General features: G+C 57.1%; 11 protein-coding genes. 2 read left to right on the top strand and 9 right to left on the bottom strand.

Annotated features, from left to right (window positions below; genetic code table 11):
* On the bottom strand, positions 1-1,143 hold the full coding sequence (locus ACYVM5_RS12620) for an acyltransferase family protein (protein ID WP_460618469.1): 1,143 nt from the start codon (positions 1,141-1,143) through the stop codon (positions 1-3).
* Positions 1,144-1,225: 82 nt separating this feature from the next.
* Complete coding sequence (locus ACYVM5_RS12615) at positions 1,226-2,140, bottom strand: M20/M25/M40 family metallo-hydrolase (protein ID WP_460618468.1); 915 nt, start codon at positions 2,138-2,140, stop codon at positions 1,226-1,228.
* Positions 2,141-2,299: 159 nt separating this feature from the next.
* Between ACYVM5_RS12615 and ACYVM5_RS12610 the strand changes: the two genes are divergently transcribed.
* Both ACYVM5_RS12610 and ACYVM5_RS12605 read left to right on the top strand, forming a co-directional pair.
* Positions 2,300-3,514 (top strand): tol-pal system protein YbgF, encoded by a 1,215-nt coding sequence (locus ACYVM5_RS12610; protein WP_460618467.1) that lies wholly within the window; start codon positions 2,300-2,302, stop codon positions 3,512-3,514.
* 10 nt (positions 3,515-3,524) lie between these two features.
* Positions 3,525-4,886, top strand: coding sequence for a hypothetical protein (locus ACYVM5_RS12605; protein WP_460618466.1), 1,362 nt, complete (start codon positions 3,525-3,527; stop codon positions 4,884-4,886).
* An 11-nt stretch (positions 4,887-4,897) separates the two neighbouring features.
* Here ACYVM5_RS12605 and ACYVM5_RS12600 read toward each other — a convergent pair whose 3' ends face one another.
* The 7 genes from ACYVM5_RS12600 to ACYVM5_RS12570 all read right to left on the bottom strand — a co-directional run bounded on the left by ACYVM5_RS12600 (position 4,898) and on the right by ACYVM5_RS12570 (position 13,205).
* Positions 4,898-5,968, bottom strand: a complete 1,071-nt coding sequence (locus ACYVM5_RS12600; RefSeq protein ID WP_460618465.1) for a glycosyltransferase family 4 protein — start codon at positions 5,966-5,968, stop codon at positions 4,898-4,900.
* Between the two features lie 160 nt (positions 5,969-6,128).
* Complete coding sequence (locus ACYVM5_RS12595) at positions 6,129-6,980, bottom strand: methionyl-tRNA formyltransferase (protein WP_460618464.1); 852 nt, start codon at positions 6,978-6,980, stop codon at positions 6,129-6,131.
* 60 nt (positions 6,981-7,040) lie between these two features.
* A complete protein-coding gene (locus ACYVM5_RS12590; protein ID WP_460618463.1) occupies positions 7,041-7,967 on the bottom strand; it encodes a glycosyltransferase family 2 protein in 927 nt (308 codons plus the stop codon).
* A gap of 29 nt (positions 7,968-7,996) precedes the next feature.
* A complete protein-coding gene (locus ACYVM5_RS12585; protein WP_460618462.1) occupies positions 7,997-9,517 on the bottom strand; it encodes a glycosyltransferase family 39 protein in 1,521 nt (506 codons plus the stop codon).
* Between the two features lie 9 nt (positions 9,518-9,526).
* Entirely contained in the window at positions 9,527-10,627 is a 1,101-nt protein-coding gene (locus tag ACYVM5_RS12580; protein ID WP_460618461.1) for a glycosyltransferase family 4 protein, read from the bottom strand.
* 70 nt (positions 10,628-10,697) lie between these two features.
* Entirely contained in the window at positions 10,698-11,966 is a 1,269-nt protein-coding gene (locus tag ACYVM5_RS12575; protein WP_460618460.1) for a glycosyltransferase, read from the bottom strand.
* A 36-nt stretch (positions 11,967-12,002) separates the two neighbouring features.
* Positions 12,003-13,205 carry a glycosyltransferase family 4 protein gene (locus tag ACYVM5_RS12570; protein WP_460618459.1) on the bottom strand — a complete coding sequence of 401 codons (1,203 nt, stop codon included), beginning with the start codon at positions 13,203-13,205 and terminating at the stop codon, positions 12,003-12,005.
* Positions 13,206-13,225 lie beyond the last annotated feature (20 nt).

The following is a 13,225-nucleotide window of genomic DNA, read 5'->3' as shown; positions in this document are numbered from 1 at the left end:
TCAAGTGCCTCGAAAAAAACGCACTGCGGCCCGCTCTGTGATGTAATAGAGGGCGAAACAACCGGCCGTTATCAGCGGCAGCATTACCCAATAGTAGCGGGTGTAGCTCACTAATTCGCCCGTAAGAGCGACAATGCCAACATAGCCCAGGATGAGCAGCGGGAAGTGATACAGATAGAGCGAAAAGCTGAAAATGCCGACTTCATGGAATACCCGCACCAGTATGTTTTGCCGGCTGACGCGCCCTGCCAGTAACGCCGACACACTGAGCACGGCCAACACAGAAGCCACTGGCCCCGACAACAGCCGCAGGTGCAACGCGGCCATGGCAATGAGCAGCAGCAACAGCGCGCCGATGCCCAGCGCCAGCCAGAAACCAGAAACCTGCCGGAAGGACGGCAGCCAGTTAGAATGCGTTACGACTACATCATAAAGACCTACGCCCAAAGCAAAATAGCCGTTGAAAAGGAACAGGAAATCACCAAAAAAGCCGGTATCCAGATGCAGCACACTGGCCACCACGCCGAACGCATAGAAGGCCGCCGATAGCGCGTAGTAGTATCGAATACGCCAGAAAGCCAGGGGCACTGCCAGGTAAAAAAGTGCCTCGGGCAACAACGACCAATACACACCATTGTAGCCGAAGTAGTGTTCGCCGGGCTTCAGAAATAGGATGGCGCGGCCCACGGCCTGCAGCGTAAGCGGGTGCAGCTCGTGCCACGCTCCGAGCAGCCCCGCATTGAGCTCGCGGCCGATGGAGTTGGTCATCAGCGCCGGATGCGATGAGGCCACGTAAGCTAGCACCAGGCCTCCCAGCGCCAGCGAGGCCAGATAAGGCGGGTAAATGCGCACAATGCGGTTGAGGTAGAACCGGAAAGCCGGGCGGTGCTTCTTGAGCTGCGCATACCGGATGAAAAACCCCGAAAGCACAAAAAAGAAAATCACCATTTCGTAGCCTGCCGAGCTGAGCATATCGCCGATAAAGGCAATGTACTGCAGCGGACTCCAGCCCGCCCGGGGAAAGGCCCGCAGGTACTCAGTACCACCCGACCACAACAGAAACTTGGCGTGAAAAACGACGACGTAGAAGGCACAAAATCCCCGCAACGCGTGGAGAATATCCAGTTCCTGATAGCTAAGCAACCGAGGAACGACGGGTTTGTCTTTTAATGAAGGGGACGCAGGTGCTATTAGAGACATATAGGGTAAAGGTACAGCCGTGCTCCTATAGTTCGCGCAGCAAAACCTGGTATAGCGCCAGCATGCTCTCAATATCTTTCTTGACTACCAGCTCATTAGGAGTATGCACATAGTCTTCGGGCGCGCCCACGAAGCACCAGTCCCAAGGCGCGGCGGCGTGCTGCAGTTCCTTGGCATCGGAGCCGCCGCTGCCCTCTACCTCTAGCTGGTGCGGAATGCCCGAATCGGCCGCGATGGCCCGGATGCGGTCGACATAAGCCCGGCGCGGAATGAGCGAATCACGCAGCGAGATGGCGCAGCCCTGGCCGGCGTGCACGCCCTCAGTCACCCAGGTGATGTCCGAAATCAGGGCTTGGCGCACACCGTAGGTTTCGTAGATGTAGTGGGCCAGGTAGGCCACCGAGCCGCCGCCGTGCTCTTCCCAGCACGAGAAGGCGATGATGCCATGCTCCAGGGTTTCGCACAGGCGCAGGGCATTCCACACGCCGAGGCGGTTGTCGAGGTAGCAGCTTTGCACGGTGGTGGCCGTTTCGCGGAAGTCGCAGTAGAACGTCAGTTCGGTGCCCCGGTCAATATCGCGGTGGAACGCGTAGCCCAGTTCACCCGTTTCCTCGTCAACGGTTAACGTACAGTCTACTTCTCCTTGCGAATCCTTTCCTACCAAGCGATACCCCGCTTCGGCCTGCGGGCCGCCAATCCGGACCAGCTGCCGGCCGTAGCGCACCGTGAAGCCGATGCTATCGAGGTGGGCAAAAACGGCCGTGCGCGGCTGCCCGAAGACCAGCAGAATGCAGTCCTGAAACCGCTCATCGGCGATAATCTGGGGCTGGTGCTGCCAAGTATGTTGCTGTTGCCGAACGTAATTGAGTACAAATTGGGTGAGCGCGGCTTCATTGCCGGCGGGGGCCGGCAGGCGGCAAAGCGAGTGGAGCAGGTGCATAAGCGAGAGGAAGTACGGCCAAAGCTAGGGCAAACTCCGTACTTTAGCAGGCCCGTTCCCTGCTCTTCCCAATTCGTGCCGGAAGAACAAGGGTTTGGGGCTGCTATCTACTCTCATTCTATGCTGCGTTCGCTGTTTTGTGTCTGCTTGGGGTTGCTCATGCTGCCATTCCTGGGCAGGGCCCAAACGCCCGATACAATCCGCACCCCGCCCCCGATGAAGACGGTGGCCCTCGACTCGGTGGGCGTATTGCCCTCGGCCATCGATACCAAAGGCTGGCTGTTGATGGACAAGGACATCCAGATGGAGCTGGATGGGGCTGTCTATAATATTTACAACTTCAAGTTCGACAAGGCCGAAAAGCAATTCCGCTCGCTGCGCCGCCGCTACCCGAACCATCCCATGGCGTATTTTATGCTGGGGCTGAGCACCTGGTGGAAAATTCGTCCCACCAACTTCCAGAGCACGCAGTACGACAAGCCCTTTTTCGCCTACATGGACACGGCCATCACCAAGGCCCAGGCGCTCTACGACGCGGATAATCACAACTACGAAGCCAGTTTCTTTCTCTCGGCCGCCTACGGCTTCGATGCCCGCCTGCACGCCGAACGGCACGACTGGCGCAAGGCCACTGTGGGGGCCCGACGCTCGCTCAACTACCTAAAAAAGAGCCAGGAAGCGAATGGATTGAGCCCGGAATTCCAGTTCGGCCAGGCTCTGTTCAACTATTACGCCGTTTGGATTCCGGATAATTACCCGCTGCTCAAACCCGTGCTGCTATTCTTCCCGAAGGGCGACAAGAAGCTGGGACTGGAGCAATTGCGGAGCGTGGCTACCAACGGTTTTTATACGGCCACCGAGGCGCGGGTATTTCTTATGGGCATCCTCAAAAACGAGGAAAATAATGCCGAAGAAGCCATGCCCGTGGCCAAATACCTAGCCAATAAGTTTCCGGATAACGGTTACTTTCAGCGGTTTTATGCCTTGCTGGCTTACGACCAGGGCGAGTTCACAGACTGCGAGCGGGTGAGCCGTGAAATCCTGGATAAGATTAACAAAGGCATGCCGGGCTATGAGGGCATCAGCGGGCGCTATGCCAGCTATTTCCTGGGCTACCTGATGCAGAACCGCTACCGCGACATTGCCAAAGCCAAGGACTACTACCAGCGGTGCATCGTATTTGCCGAAAGCACGGGCGACACTTCCGGCGGATTTTATTTGTTTGCCAATGCCAACCTGGCCCGCCTTGCGGTGAAAGAAAAGGACCTGGCAGCAGCCAAGCGCTATTATGCAGTAGTGGCCGACAAAGCCGACCACAAATCGGAACAATACAAAGAGGCAAAGGCGTGGCTGAAAAAGAACGGCAAAGCCTAGCCAGCGAATTATGGAGCTAAAGGATTTATATATTACCCCGTTTTACTTGGCGCTTATTTATGGCATAGCCTACGGGCTGCGCGGTTCGGTGACGAACGTGTACACCAAAAAGTATTTTATTCCTGCTCTGACTGTCAAAGTAGTAGGTGCCATTGCGCTCGGCATTCTGTACCACACCCTATACGGCGGAGATACTAATAATTACTACAAGCAGGCCAGCGTTGTCTATCACGCCTTCGGCGACTCCTTTGCGGCTGGCTTAGAACTGGTTACCAGTTCTGGCGATATAACTCCGGCTATTGCTAAATATACCGGCCAGCTATACTGGTTTGGTCACGGTAGTAATGAGTACTTCGTGATTCGGGTAGCAGCTGTATTAGCCTTATTAAGCTTTGATACTTATACGGTTATCGCTGTACTGTTTGCAGCAATAACTTTCAGCGGTATGTGGATGATGTACATGACGTTTGCCAAAATTCGGCCGCAGGTGTACAAGGAATTAGCCATTTCCGTATTTTTTCTGCCTTCTGTTTTTTTCTGGGGGTCGGGGCTGCTGAAAGACTCTCTATGCCTGGGGGCATTAGGCTGGCTTTTCTACTGCTTTTACCGGGGGGCCATTGAGCGTAAGAATATCCTGCGCTGCTTGTTAGTAGGCCTACTTATGGGCGCAGTTATTCTGTCGATGAAGACTTATATTCTTCTCGCTTTTATGCCGCCAGCTCTATTGTGGGTATTCAATGAGAACACGCGCAACATCAAAAGCGCAGCGGTGCGCTGGGTGGCCAAGCCGTTGTTCTTAGGCGTGGGAGCAGTGGTAGCCGTTTTTGCAATGTCGCAACTGGCCGCTGCCGATGAGCGTTTTAATCTGGATAAGATAGGTGAACAAAGCAAAGTCACCGCTGACTATCTCCAACGCGTTAGTAAAACAGAACAGGGTTCCGGCTACAACATCGGTGCCCAGGACGGTACTCTTGGGGGCATGGCTAAGCTCGCGCCTCAGGCCATTATTGTGGCGCTGTTCCGCCCCTTCCTGTGGGAAGCCCGCAACCCAACCATGCTGCTATCGGCCCTCGAAGCCACGTACTTTCTACTGCTCACGATACGCATCTTCTGGCGCGTAGGCTTCTTCAAGACCATTGGCGCAATAGGCAGCGTGCCCGTACTCACACTCTGCTTTGTATTCAGCCTGATTTTCGCTATTTCCGTGGGTATTTCCAGCGGCAATTTTGGCACGCTGGTGCGCTACAAGATTCCGCTGATGCCATTTTATCTCAGCGGCTTGTACATTCTGCAGAGCATCACGGTGCCGCAAGCGACCGCCCGGGCAGGGCAACGTCGCATAGCGGGTGTGCCGCGCTTGGCGCAAGCCTAATCTCGACCGGTTTAGCTAAATAAATTCAGGAAGTTGGGGGTATTGGCCCGCACCGAATAGCGCTGCTCAATGGTAGCACGGGCGGCAGCGCCAAGGTGTTGCCGCAAGCTGGCATTGGCCAGAAGTTGGCGCAGGCTGGCTTCCCATTCGGCGGGGTTGGCGCACACAAAACCATTATAGCCGTGCTGTACCACTTCGGTGTTCATCCCGACGGGTGATACTAGCGCGGGTACACCCAAAGCCATGTATTGCAGGGCCTTGAAAGCGCATTTACCTTTGGCCCATGGGTCATCTTCCAGCGGCATCAGCCCCACATGGAACCCCAACAGGTCAGCTATTTCGGTATCTTTCCGCCAAGGGAGGTACACCAACGAGCTTAACGGGAAGGCCGGCGGCTGGTTGGAAATAACGCGAAATTCAAAGTCCAATCCCTCGGCTTCCAACTTGGCCAGCACCGGTACCACTTGGTCGAGGTACTTGAGGGTGGAGTGCGTGCCGGTCCAGCCAATAACGAGGCGGCCGGGCGCAGCCTGGTCGCGCACTTGGTTGTGAAGGTGAACGGTGTCGATAGTGGTGGGGTTGACCACAGCACGGGGGTTGAACTGGAGAGCATAATCAGCCAGATAGCCGTTGCCACAGCTGTTTTTGTAGGCCCAGCGGCAGATATCGGCCACCTTATGATGCCACTTCACACCAGCAGCAATTTTGTTGGCTTCGGAAGTATTGGCCAGCCAAATGGCATCGTCAAAATCGTATATTACCCTTTTGCGCAACAATTTGCTAATAATCCATTCAAATATGGGCGGCCCCACGGGTGCGGCCTCGCGGTGGATGAAGACAAAATCGTAATTGGGCACGCGAAACATCAGCCCGAGCCGACGGGCAAACCCGCCCAAAATACCTAATGCCTTGGCTCCGGCCCGGCCCGGTTGATACAAAATGTTCCAGGTAGCGACGGAAATGAACGGGGCCAAGTGGTAGGTATGCCCAGCGGCCGTCAGCGCATCCAGGTATTGCTCGAAGCGGAAGCGTTGAGACGGTGCCCGACCGGGTGGATAGGGCACAAGAAATAAAATGCGCATACAATGGATAATACGTCGGATAAGAGTCCGGCACCTCAAACGGGAGCGGTGTTGGTCGGCCTCACAAACGTGACGCGGGCTTTCCTAACACAAGCTATTAGAGGGAATGGAAGAGGAATAAGCCGCCGGAGAGCCTGCAAAGGTACGGCCAGCGCGCCCCCTATTCGAAGCGCGAACGAAACTGAGACAGCGGTAGGGCCTCGTTTCCGTCGTGAGTGCGCAACGCCGTGAGGCGAATCAGGCCCGTGCCGCACACCACCACCGGCTGTCCATCGCGCACGAAAATGACCTTGCCTGGTGTCCGGTTTTCAATGTGTACGTCGGCTTCGGGGGTAGCGGCCAGCACCCGGAGCAACTGGCCGTTGAGCAAAGTGCTGGCTCCTTGGTACGGCCAGCCCAGCGCATCGACGAAGCGGCTAATGGCGGCGCTATCGGTCTGCCAGTCAATCCGGTAATCCTGCTCGTCGCGCCATAGACTGTAGGTGGCGTCAGCCTCAAGCTGACGCTGACCGGGAGGCAATTTGCCCGTCCGCAGCCCTTCCCATAGTTGCGTTACCAACTCTAAGTAGCACTCCACCGCCAGCTGAATCGCATCAGCGATACGCATGGGGTAGTGCACAGAACGGGCTGCCTGCCCCAGTATAGGCCCTTCATCGTATTCGGTTCCACCGTATAAGGCGGTCACACCAATAGCAGACTCACCATTAATCAGGCTATTGACCAGAGGTGCAAAGCCTCGGTAACGCGGTAACAGACTATCGTGCAGCACAATGAGCGTACTTGCATCGGAGATAAGCCACCGCCACGACACTGCCAGCGAGTAGGCCGTGGGCGCAGCACGGGGCGCGGTGCGGCTCTGGAACGGAATACCGAACTCAGCGCATAAGTTCTTGATATCGACGAAGAAATCATTTACCAAATGGGGGTCCGGTGTGCTCACTACCAGCACCACCGCCGAAAAATCGAGGTGAGTTACGATGTGCTGAAGCACGCGGTAACCTTTTTCGGTCATCAGAAACAGGGTTACTCCCGGCATTGTCGTCATGGTTGCTATTGGCCTAGGTCAGCGCGTTTATTCGTCGACAATATAGAGGGGGCGGTTTTTTACTTGCTCGAACGTTTTACCCAAGTATAGGCCCACCAGTCCGAGTGCTGCCATCAGCATCCCGGCTAGAAACCAACTGGAAATAATAAGGCTGGCATAACCCGGACGATATACTTTCCCTACCCAGCAGCGAGCCAATAGTACACCCGCGCACAGGAGTGCCCCGCCTGAAAGCAGCATCCCTGACTTCACGAGGAGACGCAAGGGTTTATCGGTATTAACCATGATAACTTCCAGGGCTTGGCTTAGGCGGCGACTAAGGCTGTAGCTGCTGCGGCCGGCAGCGCGACTGGCGTGCTGAACGGGAAGGTAGGCGCGCCGAAACCCCACCCAGCGTACCATAGTAGGGAAATATTGGATACTTTCGCGCATGGCCAGCACGGCGGCAATCACCTTGCGGTGGTAGATGCCGAAGTTGGCCACCGTGGGGTCTTGCGGGGTTTCGGTGAGGTAAGTAAGGATGCGGTAGAAGGTACGCGAGAGCATTTTTTTGCTCCAGGAATCTTGGCGGTTGGTGCGCTGGGCCAGCACCAGGTCGTAGCCTTGGCGGGCGAGGGCCAGCAGGGCCGGTATTTCCTCGGGAAGGTCCTGCAGGTCGCAATCCATCACCACTACCCACTCGCCCCGGCTGCGGTCGAGCCCAGCCGTGATGGCCGCGTGTTGGCCAAAGTTGCGACTCAGACGCAGGCCGTGCACCCGCGGGTCGCGGGCTATTTCGGTTTGAATCCGCTGCCAGGATTCGTCGGGACTGCGGTCGTCGACTAGAATAATTTCAAAATCGACCGCAAGGGACTCCAGCACCTGTACCAGCCGTTGCACCAGTTCGGCCACCAGCACGTCGGCCCGATACACTGGGCTTACGACGGAAAGCAGTAGAGGGGCAACGGGCGTCATGGACAGCAATCCTTCATGCGTAGCAAATATTAGTCAGAGAGCACTAGCCCCGACGAGCGGCCTGCGTTGGCAAGCCCAGCCGGCAGCCAGCGCCCCAACCAAAGGGCCGCGGGTACGAGCAATAGCACATCTGCCTGCAAGAGATAGCGCATTTCCAGCCCCCGGTATAGGAAGCAAATGTACAGGTATATAAGCGCAGCCACCGCCGCAACCAGCCCCAAGGCCGGTTGCCGCCGTATTCCTACGAGTATCCCGCCCCATCCTAGCAGCACTAACACGGTGCGATAGCCAAATAACAATTGCATCAGGCCAACACGAGACGGAGCAGCCCGTTTTTCCAGGACCGGGGCCTTAGCCATGGTCGATTTAAATAAGGCCTTTTGAACATTCTGTAACGGAACATCCAACCAAAACCGGAACGGGTGCTCCGCCGCAAACCGCAGCCGCAAACGCTGGAAGCCCGCTCCTATTTCTTCATTACAGGCCCGAAAATGATGATTCTGGTAGGCGGTATCAGCTAATACAGCAGCGGTATCACGATAGTAGCTGGCACTATTGCTAATGCCTCTGCGCAACACCCAGAACCCAGACCCGCACTGCCGGGCGCGCGCCACCAGCCGCTGAGCCTGCCCTTCTTCCTCTGCTGAGCTAAAGGCCGAAGCCGGGAAATGAATGCGACCTTTACCAATGAGCACCGAATCAAGCCACGGGTTCTCGTTGGTTGTCCAGCAGTGTACCCACTGGTAAAATTCGTCTACGTCCACGGTCTGATTGGCATAGCCAGCTGTCTTCGGTTTAAGAAGTACCAGGCGGTGGGCCAGCAGATAGTTGCGTACCGGCCATCCGCCGTAGAGCAGCCCAAAACCCAGTATGGCCAGCCCAACGTTACGCGCTATCGAATGCCAAGCGGCCTTGCGGGTTTGCCACAGCACCCACAATACAGTGATGGGTAGCAATACTCCCATGTATGCCCTCACCAGTAATACCAGCGCAGCCAGAGCACCTATCCCCAATAGGTAAAGCGGCGTGGGTCGCCATTGCAGCATTACCCAGAACCACAACAGTGTGAGGTCAGTACCAAGAATTTCAGTACCAATGATGGGTACCCAAACAATAATAAACGGATAGGTTGCGTACAGCAGCGCCCCTAAGTATGCAGTGCGGGGCTGATTTGGCTCCAGCCGCCGCAGAATGGCAAATACTACTGCAATGGCTCCAGTATCCAGCAGCACCTGGCTCCAAGCAGTAGCTGCCGCTGCCCGCGCACCGCCAAATAATATCCAGTGTGCTCCATAAAAAAACGGGTAGCCTGGCAGGCGCCCAAAGGACGCGTCAGGCTCCAAGAAATCAAACGTATAGTGTCCTTTGAGCCATAGGTTTTCGAACGCCAGTGTATAGGAAAAGGAGTCGCCATTCAGCACAAATGGACCGGGACTGTGATAGAACGCCGCCGTGCCTTTGAGGACAAATGCGATGCGCAGCACCAGCCCCAGCAGCATAATTCCGAACAACCAGCTGAAAGCAAAGCGAGTAGAAGCAGTTGTTTCCATGAAGGGTAGTTACACGCGGGCCAACGCCTGTTGGTAGCACCCTGCCAGCAATTCATAGGTGCGTGCCGGCGCAAATTTCTGTCGTACGAAAGCGCGGCTGGCTAATGAAAACTGCTGCCGCAAGGTTTCATTGCCGGCCAGCGCTACTATTGCGTCGGCCATGGCGGGTGCGTCGCGGTTGGGCACCAGGAGGCCCGATTTTCCGTTTTCGAAAAGCTCAGCCGGGCCGCCGCAATCGGTGGCAATCAGCGGGACGCCGTAGTACAGGGCATCGAGGCAAGTGAGAGAGAAGGACTCGGCCTCGGAGAAATTCAACACGATGTCGTGCGCTTTCATGGCCGCTTCTGTGTTAGCCGCGAAACCGTCGAAATGTACCACCTCTACCAGGCCGGCTGCTTTGGCGGCGTCTTCAAGCTCCTGCCGGAACTCCTGGTTTTTCACCATGCCCATATCGCCGCCCACAAAGTGCAGGTGCAGATTGGGGTTGCGGGCGTGGGCAAGTTGAAAAGCTTCCAATGCAAAATTCTGCCCCTTGCCCCGAATATAGTTGCTGAGGTACAACAACCGCACTGCCCTGTTAGCAGCAGCAGTTACTGCATAAGCCGGCATTTCCTCGCCACGCGCCGGTAAAGGGTCGTACACGGTGCGAACACCGGCGTTGCCGGGCGCAAAGTAGCCCCGTACGGCTTCCGACACACACAGCACCTGTTGGGCGGCATTTTCGGCCAGCCAGCGCCACGGCCGGGCAAATAGCTGTGGCAGCACCTGCGGCAGAAACCGCACATGTGTGAGCACCGGCAGCCGGCCTAAGCTCAGCCAGCGAGCCACGTAGCCGGTCAGGTTATAGAAGTCATTCAGATGCAGCATCTTCGCCCGCTCGCGTCGAGCCAGTTGCCGGAGCCGCCAGCCGTTCAGCAGCAGCATGGGCAGGTAGAGCAGCAGGTCGGCCGGCCGGCGGCTTATTTCCACAAAGGGTAACTCGTGCACGCGGTAGCCATCAGCTTCCAGCACGGCCCGGCCGGTGCTGCCAGTGGGCAGCACATAGGCAAATTCGAACCGGTCGCGCAGCGGACTGGTCGCGTGGCGCAAGGCATTGAGTGCCCCGGTCACGGCCCGGGAATTGTCTACCAGCAGAATAAGAGGACGGCTACTTGTAGCGGTAGGTAGCCCCCGCGTTTCGCTAAGCACGTGCTTTGCGGTTCAGCAGCCCATCAATCAACTCCTTCCATTGCCCAAAAATGCGCTTATGTGTGAAGTCGTTAGACCGCAGGCGGGCAGCTTCGCCCAGGCGTTGCCGGGCGGGGGCGTCATTCAGCAGTTGCTCCAGTGTATCAGTCCAGCATGCGATATCAGCGGTGAGGCTAGCGGGTTCGGTTAGCATGGGCATCAGGATGCCGAATTCGGCCCATTCGGCCTGCCGCAGGGCTGTTTTGGGGGCTTCCACGGTGGGAGCCAGCATTTCGCGCGGGCCGGTCGGGCAGTCGGTTGATACCACGGGCACTCCACAGGTCATGGCCTCGCCCAGCGCCAGCGGGAACCCCTCCCAAGCCGAGGGAAATACAAAAGCCGTGGCTGGCCGGATGAATTTGAATGGGTTCTGCTGCAAACCCACGAAGTACACGTCGAAATCCGGCGTGAGCGGGGCGGGCTGGTCCATGGCTTGGTACACGCGCAGGCCAAGCTTACGGGCATGGTCTAACAGGTCCTGGCGCAGTTCACCATCGCCGATGAATACCAGCTTGGCCGGTTGGCGTTTGAGCAGGGCCGCAAATACGTCGAGCAACGGGGCCTGATTTTTCTGAATGGCCAGCCGGCCTGAAGTCACCAATACCGGCGCGGATTCGTACACCGCCTGCATAGCAGCATCCAACGGCTCCAGGCTAAGTTGGCGCACATGTTCTACCTCAAACGAGTTGTTGATGGCCGACAGCTTGTGGCGCGGGACGCCAAACGTCTCGGTCATTTCCGGTATAATGTCGCGGCTCACGGTCACCATCTTATCGGCCCGCTGGTAAAGCCAGGGCATAAGCACCTTTTTACGCAGCATCCCCACGGCCCCATTGATATTGCGGTCGTGCACTTTCGAGCCCTGAATGAGCACAATGGCCTTTTCCCGGCCTTTGCTCAGCAGGTTGATGTAATCGGCTCCTTCCAGATGGCTCACCGATACATCACAGTTCAACTCCTTTTTCAGCTCGCGTAGCCGCGTCACGCGCTGCCAGAAGTTCTGAATTTTGGCCAGCGCCGAGCCGCCGCCCGGCACCCCAAGGCTGCGCACAGGGTTGCCGCTGGGGTACATGTCGGCCTCGTCTTCATTGAAAATAACTTCCGTTACCTGGTAATATTTACCCAGTTCCACACTGTGGTCATGAAACGCACGTTGGGCACCGCCCATGCCCCGGTTCGGGATAACAATCAGCAGCCGGGGCCGCGAATCAGAATTAGTCATACGGTATTCAATATCAGAATTAATACGTGGGCCGGACTATAGCGCCTCCGTAAAAATGGCTTCGTAGGCCGCCACGCAGCGCTCCATGCGGAATTTATCGAAGCAAAGGGCCGCACGAGCCTTGTGGGCTGTCAGCAAAGCCGGGTCGGTGAGATACGCCAGCAGGGCGGCCGTCAGGGCCTCGGGGTTGGTAAGGCCGTGCCCGTTCTGCTCCAGCAGTACACCAGCCAAGCCCTGCCCGGGCACGTCCAGCATCTGCGGAATCTCGCCGATGCGGGTGGCTATGACCGGGGCCCCGCAGAACAGGTACTCGGCAATGGAATTGGGCAGGCTTTCGGAGGCGAAGTAGCTCGGCAGCAGGCCCACATCAAACAGCCGCACCCAGTCGATCGGATTGGAGGCAAAGCCTACAAAATGAATGTGCGGGTTGGTATTGGCTGCTTTCAGGCCGGTAAGGTAGTCGCTGCTACCAACTAACACTAGGTGCGCGTTGGGGTGGGCTGCGCTGATTTCGGCAAACGAGCGCAGGGCGTAAGCCCAGCCTTTCTCGGCAATGCCGCGGGCCACCATCCCAAACACGATGTCCTGCTCGCCAATGCCCAACTGCGCCCGCGTGGGCAGCTTATCGGGCGCGGAGAAATGGCCGTCGAACCCATTGTAAATCTGTGCGTGCGGAATATCATCGAACGACCGCACGCCGGGCACCGAAAAAATCTCTAAGTTTTTCTGTGTCAGATACACCACTGCAGCTGCCTGCCGCAGTGCCTCGCGCGATTTCATTGTCACTTCCGGCTCCGTGGTCTTGTGCAGGAAGTCTTCGTAGCAGCCATGCATCGTAATCACGAGTGGCACCTTTGGCCGGGCGGCGGCACCAGCCGCCGCAGCCACGTAATCCGACTTAATCATGTGCGAGTTAATCAGCTGCACACCTAGCTGCTCCATGGTCTGGCGCAGGTGGCGTTCTACCAACTGCTCGCGTAGCGGAAACGGCTTACCAAACCGGCGGAGCACGCCCTGCATCTTGCGGCTGAGCCACTCCAGGCCAGGCATGCCGGCCTCAAAGCCCAGAACCGGTACATCTGGCGCCACCTGCTTCACCAGTGGGTGGTTGGTGTAGCTGGGGTAATGGCTGTATAGCCATACCTGATGCCCGCGCTGGTGTAGCGCCTGGGCCAGCCGCATGCCAAACACCTGAGCTCCTCCGGTGCGCAAATCCTCAATGGCCAGCAGTATTTTCATAGATAGCAGCGCATTCGACA

The organism is Hymenobacter ruber (assembly GCF_054783255.1).
This window is presented reverse-complemented; position numbering and strand designations above follow the sequence as displayed.